This window comes from Dactylosporangium cerinum, assembly GCF_042653625.1.
Classification (GTDB): Bacteria; Actinomycetota; Actinomycetes; order Mycobacteriales; family Micromonosporaceae; genus Dactylosporangium; species Dactylosporangium cerinum.
This window is the reverse complement of record NZ_JBHSIU010000028.1, coordinates 245,990-260,531: the sequence shown is the minus strand read 5'-3', so window position 1 is coordinate 260,531 and position 14,542 is coordinate 245,990. Positions and strand designations below refer to the sequence as shown.

Sequence of the window (14,542 nt, the reverse complement as noted above, 5' to 3'; positions counted from 1 at the left end):
CTGACGTGCACTTCTAACGCCGGGCAGAGCACGCCGCAACAATGCCCGTCGCCAACGCCCTGAGAGCAAGTCTGGCAGTCATCGCGGGCTTCGTTCATCCGCCGATCAGGCCGGCGGCGAGGCGGGCACGCAGTAGCTGCGGGACGTCACGTTGCTGTACGAGTAGATCTCGATCAGGTCCATGATGACCTGGCCGCTTTTCCCGAGATAGGTGTAGGCGGCGCTGTTCGGTTGGGCGCTGTCCTGGACCGAGCGGGGAATCGACGACGGCACCGAGCGTCCGGGAACGATGAGCACAACGATCCCGCCGCAGCTGCTCACCACGCTCGGCTTGGGGCGGGTCATGCTCGGCTGGCTCTGGGTGAGTGCGTACGAAACGTTGGAGACCAGGACGTACTGCTGACGGTCGATGCTCCAGTCGTAGATGACCTTGACGAACGCCAGGCGGGCGGCCGGGCAGACCTCGAACAGGTTGGCCGGTTTCGGAATCATCGTGGTTCCGTAGTCCTGCGTCAGCTGGGCCTCCACCCCGTTCACCATCGGGTTTCCCCGTGCGGATGTGGTACAGGTGGCACCGCGCGACGACGATGCTCCGGACGCACTCGTTGATGACGGTGAGACCGGCGGAGGCGCGGCCACCACCGCTGACGACGACGGTGACGGGCTGGCCGACGGGGTGGGTGTGGGCGAGTTCGTGGGAATCGGGGGCGGCCCGGAGTTGCGCCACGACGGCACCGTGACCAGCGCTATCAGGGCAAGGGCGGCCAGGACCACGGCGACGGTACGCCGGCGGCGGGTCCGGCGCAGCCGGCGTGGGATCTCCTCGACGGACGGCGGAATGGCGGTGCTGGTGGACCGCTCCTGGAACGCGTCGAAGTGGGTCCGCAGTGGGTCGCGCTCAGTCATGGCTCACCCACTCCTCATCCACGCTGAGTAGCCGGCTCAGGGTCGTCCGTGCCCGGTGCAGCCTCGCCTTGACGGTCCCGTCGGGTGCGCCGACGAAGGCTGCGATCTCCTGTACCGACAGATCCGCGAGATAATGCAGCACCACTGCCTGCCGCAGTGGTGGCGTCAGCTGCCGGAGCGCGCGCACCAGGTCCAACGAGAGCTCGTCGGGACCCGGCACGTCATCGGCGACGAGCTCGCGGCGCGCGTGGAGCAGGCGTTTGGCCCGCCGCCACCGGCTGATCGCGAGGTTCCACGCGACCCGGCGCACCCAGCCGACCGGATCGTCGAACGTGGACACCGTCGCCCACTGCGCGAAGGCGCGCGTGAACGCCTCCTGCACCAGGTCCTGCGCGTCCGCCCGGTCACCGGCGAACGCGTACAGCTGCGTGAGGAGGCGCGGGTACGTCGCCGAGTAGAACTCGGCAAAGTCCGGCGCGACGGTCATCAGGCGCACCACTCCGGGTCGAGCGAACCGCAGCAGCCTATGCCATCCGGCCCAGCAAAAAATTCCCCCGAACCGATGCAACCATCCGCACCCACCGGCGTGTATCTGGTGCGCGCCGGGATCGGCGTGCCTGACGGGCTCGGCGGGTGCGGCTGATAACGGGGGGCCGCACCCGCCGCCCGGCCAGCTCAGGTGGCCTGGAACCCGGTGGATTCGAGCAAGGCGAGGGACGTGTTCACCGCATTGGTGGACTCAAGGCGCGAGCGTCACGCTGTCTCAGGGGCCGATCGACGCTGAACCTCTTTCAGCGTCCTGCCTGTGCCGTCCCGCCATTCGATGCGCCCGTTCTTACTGCCGCCGCTGAGAACGCTGGCTGCCGCGGACGGCGACTCGAAGATGTAGTCCTTCGTCAAGCGGATCCTGCCGCCCTCCACGGCGACAAGGATGCCTTCCTGAAGAAGACGCTCTCGGAGCCGCTGGTAGCCCTCCGACATGACCTTGCTAGTTCCAGGTCCGGTCGCTCCCTCGTAAACGAGGAATCCTCTGGCGTCTTCTCTCCCCTCCGCAGCCGTCAGTTGCGCCTTGAAGGAGAGTCTCGGCCTGTGACCGTCCGGGACCTCGTCCTTGCCGACATTCGGCCCGTCGGCCTGCACGCCGCTGTCGACACTGTCGGCACGGTCCAGGCGGTCGAAGACATTCACTCCGACGAGCGGGAACAACACCAACGCCTCGTCGAGGTACGACTCCATGTCAGCAGTCTCCGACTCGCTCAAATATGAGCGAGGCGGCGCGGTGCCGTTGTCCAACGTGGCATTGTCGGCCTCCCGTGCAATCTCCAAGAGGCGAGCCTCGAGGTAGCGCACATGCGCCTTGTTGAGTGAATCGTCCTTCGTGGACAAAACGAACCCGTGGGTCCAGAAATCCTTCTCTCGCTGGTGGCTGTCGAGACGCACTCGCACCTCGTCGGCCTCACCGACGTAGACGCGCTGGGTGCGCCTGCCATCTGGGTCGGGTCCGACAAGGACGTAGACACCGGTCCCCTGCACCTCCCGCCGTGCACGCGCGGCCGGGTAGTCAGCGCGTGCGAATGCAAGGCAGGACCCGGTCCAGCCGGCGCGCTCGACAACGCGGAGACCCTGTGGCGTGCCGTCGACCAAGAAGATGCGGATCGTTACTCCGCGCGCTCCAGGGGCCATGACATCGAAGTATGGCCCACCGCTACCCCGCTCCACCGTTCAGGCCGCGCGTACGGCGTGAGCGTCACCGTCGAGTCAGAGAAGCGCCTGGCCAGGTTGTGGCGTTGAGCTGCCGCACCGCGTCGTTGTCGGCTTCCTGGTACGGAAGCATGCCCGCAGGTCGAGAGGGCTGGGTGCGTCACGTGCGGGTGACGCACCCAGCCAGACAATCAGGACAGCAGGGACTGGGCGGGCTGGGCCTTGAGGGTGGCCACGCCCGTCGGGGACAGGTTCTTCACCAGGTACGCGGTGGCATCGCCGGTCGAGGAGACCGTCCAGATGATCGGGTTACCGGTCGCGTCCTGAGTCAGCTGCACCGAAGCCGCCGCCGGCTGCCAGTTCGTCGCCAGTTGGTACGCGGTGTAGTGCAGCGTCGTGCCGTCGTAGGTGACCGATTCCCACAGGTGCAGGGCGCCGGTCGTCGGGTTCCAGAGCAGCAGCGCCGTCCCGTTGGGCAGGAGCTTCGAGGCGATCCGCCACGAGTCCCAGTCCGCGCCACCGGCCGGCGTGGCCAGCGGGGTCGGGTTGGCCATGTAGTAGGCGCCCGTGCCGTTGTAGTTGGGGTAGTAATCGAAGGTGTACCCCAGCGACGGGTTGCCGACGATGGCGAACAGGTCCGGGTACGCGTTGCCGGTGCCCGCGCTGTCATAAGCGTTGGCGACCGCGATCGGGTTGTCCCCGTTCATGTCCGTCATGGTGCCGGAGGGCAGCACAGCGCCGCCGATGCTGTCCACCGGTCCGCCGTTGTCGAGGCTGGGGGCGATGACGGCCATGCCCGCGTTGTTGCCGGTCGGGTAGTACACGAGCACATCGTTGAAGCTCGTGCCGGTGAAGTGCCCGGAGATGACCTGCGTGCCGTCGAAGTCCGGGGCGGTCCAGTTGGTCAGCGACGCGATGTTCGTCGCGGGCGTGTGCAGGCCGCCGCGGAGCGCCTTACCGGCCGTGAGCCACAGCCCCTGTGCCAGGCCGGTCGCGGGCCCGCTGATCAGCAGGTCCGGCTTGCCGTCGCCGGTGAGGTCCTGGTCGGCGAACGGTGGCGGGTACGCCGCGTTGACGAACATCGTGGTGGTGTCGGTGAACGTCCCGTCCGGCTCGACCGCCCACACCGCGAGCGTGTTGGTGAAGCGCGTCAGCACGATCGACGCGGTCACCTGCCGCTTGCCGGCGGTGACTTGCGTGGGCGCGCCGGAATTGAGCTGGTACACGAACGCCGCCGGAACCGGACTGCCGGCCGGCTCAGCGAACGTGAACTTCCCTGCGACGCCGATGGTGTAGGGGGCGCTGATCGCGGTGACGGTCGGCGCTGCCGGCGGGACTGTGGTGGCCTCGGCGGCGGTGGGTGTGATCAGGGCCTGCCCCAGTAACAGCGCGGTGGCGACCGCGACGGTCCGGAGCAGCCGGGCTCTCCTCATGTGTTCCTCCCCGTTGCAACGCGCCGGGCTCGGCGCGCAGATTCGACGCACCGCTGGGGCGACAGCGGCTGCATCGCGGGGAGATCTTTGCAGTAGCCGATGATCTGCGCCACAGGCATTTTCACGGCTGGACTCTGTCGCTCCCGCCAGTACTTCATGGCCCGCGGTTGGCCTGATGAGCCGTGGTCGTGTCAGCAGGGATCGGTGCCGCGCGACCACATCTGGGGCCATTTGAACTGGACGCCGTTGACGAGGGCGGAAACCCGGACATCCGTGAACGGGTCCTGGACGTAGTGCACCCGGTCGGCCGCGGGGTCGTGCTCGTCGACCTCGACGAGGGCGAGCCGGTAGTTGTCCGCGTTCTGCCCGGCGCGGATCTCCCGGTTCGTGACGAAGAAGCTGTCGTGCCCGGCCGTTCGGCCTTTCACCTCGATGTGGACGATCTGGTCGTCCTCCCCCGCGGACCGGATGTCGTACCCCGGATTGTTGTGCGCCATCACCTGCGGCACGCGGCCGAGTCGCTGTTCGGCCGCGACCACGGCACGAATCGCGCGGCGCTCGATCGCGGCGAGGTCCTCCATGTACTCGGCGACCGGTTCCTCCCGCCGGCCGGCCCGGCGGTCGATCAGTCCCTGCGGCACGACGAGCGCGACAGCGGCAACCGCCGGCGGTCGTACCTGCGTATGCGCATCCTGGTCCAGCTCCATCATCCGGCGGTTGAGGCGCCGGCGGAGGTCTTGGGCCCGCTGCTCGGCGGTCGTCGGCTGCATGGTCGGCTTGCCGCCCTGCATGACGATGTTGGTGAGCCGGACGGCTTCGTCCTTCCAGTGCTGGATCTCCTGCGACAGCCGTTCCCGGACCAGCCCTCTGGTACGGCCGACCTGTTCCCGCCTGGTCTCGCCGACGTGTGCGTACCAGGCCGGCAGGTCGGTGCTCGCAGCCCAGTGCTCCGCGGTGCGCCGCGCCCCCGTCAGCCACGGGGCGTGCAGAAGATCGGTGGTCAGTTCGCGCTCATACGCGGTGGGCGCGTCGTAGTCGAGGAACGGCGCGACGCTCGGCTGGCTCCGCCCGTCGTTCCAGAGTTCGACGTACTGGAACCGCTTGGCGACCGTTCGTTCGTGCCCGTCGATGATCTCCTCGTGCAGGGCGATCAGGAGCCGCGGCTCTTCGGTCGGGTCGAGCCGGTCGACCATGACGGTGCCGCGGTCGAGGGCTTCGCCGTACCGATCGATCATGCATTGGACCAGCGCGTCCAGCAGTGGGTGGCCGGGCGCCAGGAGTTGCGCGGGAGGCAGGCCGTCGAGGCGCATCTGGGAGCGGTCGAAGCAGATCCGCTCGTAGCGCACGTTGATCGGGGCTGTCGCGGTCCGCAGTTCCCGGACCGGTTGGGGCACGCTCGGGATCTCCCAGCGGCCGGGTTCGCGCCCGCGGAGGCGCCCGCCGGCGCGGTCGAACGCGTCGCGGAAGAAGCCCTCGATGTAGTGCGGTTGCAGGCGCAGCAGCCGGGCCTCTTCCAGGTCACGGCGGGCGGAGTCCACGTCGGACACGGAGCGCAGCTCGTGGTGGAGTGCCCGTTCCTGGACGAGCTTCACGGCCGTGTCGCCGACCCGCTCGTCGATGATCCGGTCGAGGTGCGCCCTTACCTGGGGGTCTCGGCCGCGGCGGATCGCGTCGAGCAGGAGTTCGTGCAGCGGCTGGCCCTCGAAGGCCTCGCCCAGGACGTCGAAGACCTTGCCGCCGAGCGCCGCGTTCTGCTCCTCGATCTTGGCCAGCAGGCGCTCGAAGACGGCACCTTCGCGGGTGTTGACCGCGACGAGGTTCCACAGGTGGCACATCTCGTGCTGGCCGATGCGGTGAATGCGGCCGAAGCGCTGTTCGATCCGGTTCGGGTTCCACGGCAGGTCGTAGTTGACCATCAGGTGGGCCCGTTGCAGGTTGAGGCCTTCGCCGGCCGCGTCGGTCGCTACCAGTACCAAACACTCTGCATCGGCAGTGAAGCGCTCCTGGACGGCCCGTCGCGCCTCACGAGACATGGCGCCGTGGATCGAGACCACCGCGTGCTTCGTGCGCAGGACGCCGCTGATGCCCTCGACCAGGTAGGTCAGCGTGTCACGGTGCTCGCTGAAGATGATGAGCTTCTGCGGCGCGTGCCGCTGCAGCAGGATTTTCAGCTCCGCCCATTTGCGGTCGGTGCCGGACGCGCGGACCTTCGCCGCGAGGTCGACGAGTCCTTGCAGCACCGAGATCTCGAACCGCAGCTCCTCGGCGGACTGCGCCGCGGTGGCCGCCTCGACCAGCTGCTCTTCGGTGTCCTCCATCGTGTCGGTGAGCTCGTCGTCGAGGATGTCGTCGAGCTGGACGTCGGGCAGGCGCTCTTTGGCCGCCGGTTTGGTCAGCAGTTCGGTGAGGCGCTGTTCGAGCCGGGCCTGGCGGCGTTGCAGCGAGCGCAGGATCGCCTCGGGGCTGGACGCGAGCCGGCGCTGCAGGACGGTGAGCGCGAAGCCGACCCGGTTGCCGCGCACCACCTCACCGGCGCGGCGCAGCTGGTCGACGCGGTCCCACTCCTGACGGACGTATTCGGTGACGGCCTCATAGAGCTCGACTTCGAGTTCTGACAGTTCATAGGGCACGGTGTACGCGATGCGCTGCGGAAACAGTGGTTTGCCGGCGAAGGTGAGCAGCTCTTCCTTGACCCGGCGCAGCATGAGTCCATCGGCGCCGAGGGTGTGCTCCTCTTTGCGGTACTTGCCCTCGAACCGATCGGGGTCGAGCAGCGCCAGGAAGAGCTGGAAGTCCTCCTCCTTGCCGGCGTGTGGTGTCGCGGTCATGAGCAGCAGGTGCTGTGCGGCCTTGCCGAGCGCCTGACCCAGCCGGTACCGGCGGGTGCTCTGCAGTTTCTTGCCGAAGTAGTGCGCCGACATCCGGTGCGCCTCGTCGACCACGACGACGTCGAAGGCGGAGTGGCTGATCTGCTCGACCAGGGTGTCGTTGCGCGACAGGTGGTCCATCCGGGCGATCAGGCGCGGATTGTCGTCGAACACCGACTCGCCGGGTGGTGTCGCAGCGGCCACGTCGGCGGTGAGGATCGCGAAGCGCAGCCCGAACTTCTCGCTCAGCTCCTCCTGCCACTGGTTGACCAGACCGCCCGGCGCGACGATCAGGCAGCGCGACAGGTCGCCCCGGAGCATCAGCTCTTTCAGGTACAGCCCAGCCATGATGGTTTTGCCGGCACCAGGGTCGTCGGCGAGCAGGAAGCGGAGCGGGACCTTGTCGAGCAGGTGCCCGTATACAGCCTCGATCTGGTGCGGCAGCGGCTCGAGGTCGCTGGTGGTGACGGCGAGCATGAGGTCGGACTGGGCCGCGGCGCGGATCCGCATGGCTTCGGCGGCGAGCTTGAAGTCGGTGGCGTCGGCGTCGAAGGTCGTTCGGTGCACCTCGACGACCTCGAGCGCTGGCTCGTTGACCCGCATGAGGATCTGCTCGCTGAGGGCGCCCTGCTCGGTGCGGTAGACGAGCAGGACGGAATCGGGCCCCATCGGCGCCACGGCGATCACTTCGACCGGGCCACCTGGCACCACGCCAACAACCGACGATCCGGGCACCAGGTCTTCAAGCCGCATGATGTCGAGCTAACCCGAAATCGCATCGACCAGTCATAGGTCTCGCGTCGACGAAAGGTCGTCTTAACGGTTGGTGGTGACCTACCGGATGCATCTCTACCGTTACCCGGGTGCAGGTAGTTTCAGTGATCAACTACAAGGGTGGGGTCGGCAAGACGACGCTGACCGCGAACCTGGGCGCTGAACTCGCCCGCCGCGGGCAGAACGTGCTGTTGATTGATCTCGATCCGCAGAGCAGCTTGACGTTCTGCTTCTATCAGCCTGACGAGTGGCGTTTGGAGCTCCGCGAAGAGCTGACGATCAAGCGCTGGTTCGACTCCATCGACGACGGGATCCCCAAGGTCGCCCTGGCTGACCTGGTCGTTCAGCCCCGACCCGTCAACGCAGCACTGCCCGACGGCGGTGGGCGGCTCAGTTTGATCGCCTCGCACCTGCAGCTCATTGATGCCGATTTCCGGCTTGCCCGAAGCATCGGCGGAATCGAACAGAAGTTCGATCCAGCGCTCTATCGGGTGCGTTGCGCACTGGCGAGCGCGCTGCATGACCAGTCGTTCGAGGAATATGACTGGATTCTGATCGACTGCCCGCCGAACTTCAACGTGGTGACCCAGGCGGCCATCGTCGCCAGCGACCACATTGTCATCCCGGCGAAAGCCGACTACCTGTCCACATTGGGCATCGAATACCTCTACGGCAACGTGGAGGAGCTTGTGCAGCGGCACAACGAGCACTCACTGAAGCACGCCAAGATGCGCCACAGCCGCATCGACCCGAACATGGCCGGCGTGGTGTTCACGATGATCCAGTTCCACGGCGGCCGCCCGATCTCCGCGCTGCAGTACTACATCGACTCGGTGCGCGCGCTCGGCGTGCCGGTGTTCAGCACGTACATGCGGGAGAACAACACCCTGTTCGCCAGCTCGGTGCCGCGGGGCGTGCCGGCGGTGCTCCGGGAGCGGGTCACGTCCCAGATCAACATCGAGCTACGCACCCTGGCCTCCGAATTCCTCAACACCCTCCATGCCGAAGGGGCAGCCGCGTGAGCGACGTCGCGAAGCTTTCCATGACCGTCCTGCAGCGGATCTCGGAGTTCCTGGCGACGCTGCCGGAGGACCAGCTGCTCGACATCGCCGAGGGCCGGGCCACGCTGACGTACCACCCGTTCGGCGCCGCCTCGCCGGCTGCGCCGGTCAAGCGGGCTCCCGCCAAGCGCGCCGCCGCGAAGCCGGCGAAGGACATGTCCGTGGCGGTGGACGAGCTCAACCGCATGCAAACTCGCGACGAAGGCGAGCGCTACCTCAAGCCGTTGCTGGTTGGGGAACTGCGCGCCGTCGCCGCCCAGTTGGGCATCGGTGGCGTAAGCAAGACCCCGAAGCCAGATCTGATCACGATGCTGGTCGAGCGGACGATCGGCTCCAGGCTCAACTCGCTCGCCGTCCGCCAGTTGTAACTGCGGCTCAACCGTCACCCGGCTTTGAAGACCGTGTCGACGTGCCATTCGAGGAATTCGCGGTGCGGACGATCGGCGGCACGCTCGGGGACGGCGATGGGCTGACCGTGGTGGGAATAGAACTCCTCGCCGTTGCCGAAGTCCTCGCGGAGCCGCGGGCTGACCAGCAGCCGGTGCTTCGGGTCGACGCTGAGGTACCCGCGGTCGAACATGATGTGCACGTCGGAGCGCAGCAGCAGCCCATTGTCGAGCCGGTGCACACCGCCGTTCGGCAGCGGCAGGATGTGCGCCGCCTGGAGCACCGGCCGGATCTTCGCGCCGGTGATCGCGCAGCGGTGCCGGTACGCGTCGAGCACCACGCCCTTGAACGCCTGCTGCCCGAGCCGCTGCGGTTGCAGGCGCGGGTCGCCATAGACCGGTCCGGCACGGTGCCACGGTGCAGTGAGATCGAGTTCGACGGCCGGGCCGGTGAGCCGGTGGATGACGTCCTGGAAGTAGCCGGTGTACGCACCGTCGGCGAGGTCGTACCCCTTGCCCTGCACGATGTTCGAGGCGAAGTCCGGCGGCGGCCCGGCGTCAGCATCGGCTGCGAAGAAGCGGGTGTCGCGGACGAAGATGCAGCCGATGACCGGGTCTTCCCGGGTTGGGATCGGCTGGTGCCGGTACGCACCAATGGCACTGCGCATCTCCTGCAGGCTGGCGGCGCCGTTGCCTTCGCCGAAAAGCTCCCACGCCTCTGAGATCGGCAGCCGGGCGAAGCCGCTGTAGAAGCCGCCGCCGACGAGCCGGTTGTGCGGGTGGTGACTCTTGAAGAAGAACGGCTCACCGACCTGGACGGCCCCGAACGCCTTGCTGCTGTTGGGCCGCCAGAAGTTGACCTCCTGCAGGTGCGGGCGTTCGGCGAGGAACCTGTACCAGCTGCCGTCGGTCACGCCCACGTAGGCCTTCACGACCGACAGTGTGCCGTATCAATGCCTGCGTCTGCGCCCGAAACACCGCCGGCGTCCGCGATGGTCGCTTCAGATAACGAACGACATCTATCACCTGGCCACGCTGCGGGTTAGGATCATGACCGAGTGTCATCGATGGGGGTCGAGACAATGACGACTGGCAGGTTCGACCATTCGCGCGGCCTGCGCGAACATGCGCTGCAGCAGATGCGATACCAACAAGCAGCAGAGCGGTACGCGGCGCAGTTCTCCGCAGACGATGCCGAACGGCGAGTCGTCGTCCTCCTCCTGACGCTGACTGCAACCGGCTGGCGCCTGCTCGTGGACCGGGACTGGCCGAGACGCCGGACAGCAAGCGCCGACATGGTCCTGGTCGGCCCGACTGGGGTCTACGTGATCGACGTCCCAAGCTGGCGCGACCAGCCGACTGTGCTCGAGGACCAGCTCCATGCAGGCACCGAGTCCCGCCACAACGAGGTACATCAGCTGGCAGTGGCAAGCCGACCGGTGGAAGAGGCACTGGTGGCAATGCAGATGTCACCGGTAGCGGTGACACCTGTGCTGATCTTCGCCGACCACGAGCTCGACACTCACCTCGGCCGGGTCCGGCTGCTGGGCCGCCGTAACGCCGCGTCGGCATTGACAACCGCGGCAATCAGAATGCGGCCTGCGGTGGTCCGCGCGGTCGCCACGTACCTGGCCGAGACGTTCCCGCAGTACCAGGCACACAATCTGGACCCTGCATCCGCTGATACCGCGGAGCATTCAACGCCCCAACTACTGGACGACGGTCTGTTCGACGCCGACCAGCTGCGGGAGGCGGAGTTGCACGCCGCGAGATCCAAACCGATGGAGAGCTGGATGACGTTCCTCCATCCGGCTCAGGTGCCGCTGGTCGGGCGGAGCTGGGGCGGCCCGGCACGCATCAGCGGCGCGGCAGGCACTGGGAAGAGCGTGGTCGGCATGCACCGCGCCGTCTATCTGGCGCAGCGCAGCACCGGCAAGGTCCTGTTCACCACGTTCGCCACGAACCTGCCGCGCGTGACGACCCAGCTGCTCGAACAGATGGCTCCGAGTGTCGCCGGCCGGATCGAGTGCGTCAGCCTGCACCGGTGGGCGCTCGAATTGCTGCAGTTGCGCGGCGTGCCGTACCAGTTGGACAAGGACCAGGTCGAGGACTGTTTCTCCCGGGCATGGCTGTGGGCATTCCGGAACGGCCTGCCGTTGAGGCAGATCGAGCCGAGCCCGGATTACTGGAGAGACGAGATCGGCTACGTCATCAAGGGCCGGGCGATCAAAACGTTCGGCGAGTACCTCCGGGTCGCCCGGGTCGGGCGACGCACGCCGCTGCCGAACACGCATCGCCCGCGGTGTGGGCGATGTACGAAGAGTACGAGCGCCTACTGCACACGCGTGGGCTGCACGACTTCCAGGACGTGTTGCGGATGGCGTTGGAGCAGGTACGGGCCGAGCCCGTGAACCCGCCGTATGCGGCGGTCATCGTCGACGAGGTACAGGACCTGCCGCTGATCGGCATCCAACTGCTGCACGCACTGATCGGTGACAAACCGAACGGCCTGCTGCTCATCGGCGACAACCAGCAGTCGGTGTACCCAGGCGGATTCCGGCTGGCCGAGGCCGGCATCACCATCACCGGCGGCCGCGCCGAGCGGCTCGACGTCAATTACCGCAACGCTGCGGACATCCTGGACGCCGCGCTTGCCGTCATGGACGGTGAGCCGTTCGAGGACCTCGACGGCACTGTCGTCTCAGATCGTCCGGCGGTCGAACTCACGTACTTCGGCGGCGGCGTTGCGCGGGTGAACGTGCCTTCTCTGGAGGAGCACGACCGGCTGCTGGTCGAGGCTGTCCAGAAGCTCGCCGCCCAGCTCGACCCGTCGCCGTCGCCGCTCGCCGATTCAGCGTTGCTGTGCGCCGGCCGGCACGAAGTGAATCGGTACCGCACGATGCTCGAGAAGGCCGGCGTGCCGACGTTGAGGTTGGAGAACTACGACGGCCAGCACAGCGACGACCTGAAGATCGGCACGTTCCGCCGCGCGAAAGGCCTTGAGTTCAAGCACGTCTTCCTACCGCAACACGACCAGGCCGTGCGAGACACCGCACAGGGCCGTTTCTCCGACGCGGACCGGCACTCCATCGCCCTGCGACAGCTGTTCGTCGGAATGACCCGCGCCCGCGACTCACTCTGGCTGGGTTCCGTCGAGCCGTAGCCGCTGCTGTGGATTCAGGTCCGGTTGCGCACCGTCGTGGCCAGCCCGTCCTTCGTGACCTTCGCGGTGCACGTGAACATCAACGTGTTCGGCACGGTACCGACGAGCGAGGCGGTCAGCGTGTACTGGACGGCGCCGTTCACCTCGAACCCGCCGTCCACTTCGCGGCTCTCATCAAGGTCAACCCCGGTCATCGAGGCAACGACGGGAGAGGTGCCGGCGTCCGCGCGATCGATTCGCGCTTGGAATTCCCGTGCGAAAGCGGTCTTGCATTCGCGCTGGGCGTCGGCCAAGGTCGGGCCGTCTGTGGAGAGCAACGTCGCGCCAGCCACCGCGGCAACGATCACGACGACCGCGGCGCTGATGCCCACGAACAGCCACCGTCGACGCCGCGACGGCTGAGCGCCCGGCACGTGCTCAAGGAGCGGCGGCGGCGCTGGAGGCACAAGGTCTGGGGATTCCGGGCTGTGCGTGTCTGAAACGCTCACGAATGTTTGCCTGCCTGTTTGCGCTGCTGATGCCACCCGCGACGCTATTGGCATCGGGCTTCACGCTCCAACGGTCTCTCGGGTGCTGTGAACCTGCGAAGCGGCTTGCCCACCCGTACAAAGCCGCATCGATGAAGACCTGAAATCTGTGCCACCTCGCCCGATCTGCTTAACGCCGACGATGGATTCCTCCATCTGTATATGGCCCGCAGTTGGCCTGGTTCGTGTGACCCGCGCCGTCGCCGCGACCCAACCAGCACCCAACTGATCTCCGACTGCCTATGACCGTTGCCCAACCTGTTGGGCGAGATGGACAACCGGTTGCCCACGAGCTGAGCAGGCCCCGGTCACCAGTTGGGCACCGGTTGGTTCGCCGCCCCCGGCCGGACGCCGGATCAGCACCCAACTGAGGGCCTTAGAAGGGCGATGACGCCGCACGGAGCGGCGCGCTTGCTGCCTTGGAGGCACTCATGACGCAGGCCGGACACGACCGGGTCCTGTACGCACAATCCCTCCTGACCGACCGCGACCTCCGCCTGCTGGACTGGTTGTACGACCACCAGGTCCTGAGCACGGCGCAGATCGCGGCGGCGCTGTTCAACCGGTACCCGCCCGCGCAGGAGCGGACGCTGCGGCTGTACCGGCTGCGGCTGCTGGAGCGGTTCCGCTCCCCGAACCTGCCTGGGTCCGGCTGGTACCACATCCTCGACCGCACCGGCGTCGAGGTGATCGCGGCCCTACGCGGCGACGCCGTGCCACGCGTCGCAGACATGACCGCACAGCGGCGCCGCATCGCGACCAGTCCGAACCTGCCGCACCTGCTGGGCGTCAACCAGTTCTTCATCGACCTCATCGCGTACGCCCGCCGCCATCCGGCCGCCACCCTGGTGCGCTGGTGGTCCGAGCGGCAGTGCGCCGCCCCGCTGCGGTTCGGCATGGTGAGCATGTACCGGGTCCGCGCCGACGGCCACGGCATCTACGAGGAAGGCGACCGCCGGGTGGGGTTCTTCCTCGAGCACGACCGCGGCACCGAATCCGTCCCTGTGTTGGTCGAGAAGGCGCAGCGGTACGAACAGCTGGTCACCGAGGGCGGCCCCGCCTGGCCGGTGCTGTTCTCATTGCCGGACCGCGGCCGTGAGCGGCTCCTGCACAAAGTGCTCGGCCGGCAGCCACGCGCCATCCCGATCGTGACGATGGCCCGTGACCGTCTCCGCCCCGACGCGAGCGTGGCGGACGCGGTCTGGCTGCCGACCGGGGCCTCGGGGGCTCCTGAGCCGCCGCGGCGGCTGATCGACCTCAGCGGACTCGGCGACCCAGCGGATGACGCCGCGCTCATGCGGCTGGACCGCCGCCCGTTCCGGCCCTAGCCGGGGTCCGAAACTTGTCGGATGTGCTCGCCAGCGAGATGGCCGGCGCAACAGCTTCGCTTCATACCCAACAGGCGCGTTCGCGTTGGGTGGTGTTGAGTGCGGCACCACCCAACAGCAGTGGTCGATGGTGGCCGCCGTACCCAACAGCGAGAACCAGTTGGCGCGTGAACATCCCTGTTGGGCGACGGTTGGGCTGCAGTCGACGTTCGACCGCCACATCAGTCGCCCAACGCAGGCCCTTTAGAAGCAGGCGCACGGCACCGAGCCGGCGCATGCATCCGGAGGTTCTTATGACACGCAGCAATCACGACGGCGCGCTCTTCAGCCAGGCGTTGTTCGTTGAACGTGATCTTTACCTGCTCGAGGGTCCTGGCCTGTCACGACGTCTCAGTT

Annotated in this window: 12 protein-coding genes; 5 read left to right on the top strand and 7 right to left on the bottom strand. The window is 67.3% G+C overall.

The features are described from left to right. Positions 1–105 precede the first annotated feature (105 nt). The 5 genes from ACFPIJ_RS23945 to ACFPIJ_RS23925 all read right to left on the bottom strand — a co-directional run bounded on the left by ACFPIJ_RS23945 (position 106) and on the right by ACFPIJ_RS23925 (position 7,576). Entirely contained in the window at positions 106–906 is an 801-nt protein-coding gene (locus ACFPIJ_RS23945; protein WP_380117407.1) for a hypothetical protein, read from the bottom strand. Continuing rightward, positions 899–1,393: a SigE family RNA polymerase sigma factor gene (locus ACFPIJ_RS23940; RefSeq protein WP_380117406.1), complete on the bottom strand. Its 495-nt coding sequence runs from the start codon at positions 1,391–1,393 to the stop codon at positions 899–901. Before ACFPIJ_RS23940 ends, ACFPIJ_RS23945 begins: the two co-directional genes overlap by 8 nt. 266 nt (positions 1,394–1,659) lie before the next feature. After that, entirely contained in the window at positions 1,660–2,550 is an 891-nt protein-coding gene (locus ACFPIJ_RS23935) for a GIY-YIG nuclease family protein (RefSeq protein ID WP_380117405.1), read from the bottom strand. 248 nt (positions 2,551–2,798) lie between these two features. Continuing rightward, on the bottom strand, positions 2,799–4,040 hold the full coding sequence (locus ACFPIJ_RS23930; protein ID WP_380117404.1) for a hypothetical protein: 1,242 nt from the start codon (positions 4,038–4,040) through the stop codon (positions 2,799–2,801). Between the two features lie 191 nt (positions 4,041–4,231). Next, complete coding sequence (locus tag ACFPIJ_RS23925) at positions 4,232–7,576, bottom strand: helicase-related protein (protein ID WP_380117403.1); 3,345 nt, start codon at positions 7,574–7,576, stop codon at positions 4,232–4,234. Positions 7,577–7,785: 209 nt separating this feature from the next. Between ACFPIJ_RS23925 and ACFPIJ_RS23920 the strand changes: the two genes are divergently transcribed. Beyond that, positions 7,786–8,703 carry a ParA family protein gene (locus ACFPIJ_RS23920; RefSeq protein WP_203848529.1) on the top strand — a complete coding sequence of 306 codons (918 nt, stop codon included), beginning with the start codon at positions 7,786–7,788 and terminating at the stop codon, positions 8,701–8,703. Beyond that, positions 8,700–9,110: a hypothetical protein gene (locus ACFPIJ_RS23915; protein ID WP_380117402.1), complete on the top strand. Its 411-nt coding sequence runs from the start codon at positions 8,700–8,702 to the stop codon at positions 9,108–9,110. Before ACFPIJ_RS23920 ends, ACFPIJ_RS23915 begins: the two co-directional genes overlap by 4 nt. Before the next feature lie 14 nt (positions 9,111–9,124). Here ACFPIJ_RS23915 and ACFPIJ_RS23910 read toward each other — a convergent pair whose 3' ends face one another. Further along, positions 9,125–10,060, bottom strand: coding sequence for an HNH endonuclease (locus tag ACFPIJ_RS23910; protein WP_380117401.1), 936 nt, complete (start codon positions 10,058–10,060; stop codon positions 9,125–9,127). A 135-nt stretch (positions 10,061–10,195) separates the two neighbouring features. Between ACFPIJ_RS23910 and ACFPIJ_RS23905 the strand changes: the two genes are divergently transcribed. Both ACFPIJ_RS23905 and ACFPIJ_RS23900 read left to right on the top strand, forming a co-directional pair. Continuing rightward, positions 10,196–11,539, top strand: coding sequence for a nuclease-related domain-containing protein (locus ACFPIJ_RS23905; protein WP_380117622.1), 1,344 nt, complete (start codon positions 10,196–10,198; stop codon positions 11,537–11,539). After that, entirely contained in the window at positions 11,440–12,291 is an 852-nt protein-coding gene (locus ACFPIJ_RS23900; RefSeq protein ID WP_380117400.1) for a UvrD-helicase domain-containing protein, read from the top strand. The genes ACFPIJ_RS23905 and ACFPIJ_RS23900 overlap by 100 nt, the downstream gene beginning before the upstream one ends. 14 nt (positions 12,292–12,305) lie before the next feature. Here ACFPIJ_RS23900 and ACFPIJ_RS23895 read toward each other — a convergent pair whose 3' ends face one another. After that, positions 12,306–12,662, bottom strand: a complete 357-nt coding sequence (locus ACFPIJ_RS23895) for a hypothetical protein (protein ID WP_380117399.1) — start codon at positions 12,660–12,662, stop codon at positions 12,306–12,308. 587 nt (positions 12,663–13,249) lie between these two features. On the opposite strand from ACFPIJ_RS23895, the gene ACFPIJ_RS23890 reads away from it, so the two are divergent. Next, positions 13,250–14,146 (top strand): replication-relaxation family protein, encoded by an 897-nt coding sequence (locus tag ACFPIJ_RS23890; protein ID WP_380117398.1) that lies wholly within the window; start codon positions 13,250–13,252, stop codon positions 14,144–14,146. Positions 14,147–14,542 lie beyond the last annotated feature (396 nt).

Excerpts from the sequence above, each read along its gene's own strand:
- ACFPIJ_RS23945 (WP_380117407.1), bottom strand. The coding sequence starts at position 906 with ATGACTGAGCGCGACCCACTGCGGACCCACTTCGACGCGTTCCAGGAG.
- ACFPIJ_RS23940 (WP_380117406.1), bottom strand. The coding sequence starts at position 1,393 with ATGACCGTCGCGCCGGACTTTGCCGAGTTCTACTCGGCGACGTACCCG.
- ACFPIJ_RS23930 (WP_380117404.1), bottom strand. The coding sequence starts at position 4,040 with ATGAGGAGAGCCCGGCTGCTCCGGACCGTCGCGGTCGCCACCGCGCTG.
- ACFPIJ_RS23925 (WP_380117403.1), bottom strand. The coding sequence starts at position 7,576 with ATGGGGCCCGATTCCGTCCTGCTCGTCTACCGCACCGAGCAGGGCGCC.
- ACFPIJ_RS23905 (WP_380117622.1), top strand. The coding sequence starts at position 10,196 with ATGGGGGTCGAGACAATGACGACTGGCAGGTTCGACCATTCGCGCGGC.
- ACFPIJ_RS23900 (WP_380117400.1), top strand. The coding sequence starts at position 11,440 with ATGTACGAAGAGTACGAGCGCCTACTGCACACGCGTGGGCTGCACGAC.
- ACFPIJ_RS23890 (WP_380117398.1), top strand. The coding sequence starts at position 13,250 with ATGACGCAGGCCGGACACGACCGGGTCCTGTACGCACAATCCCTCCTG.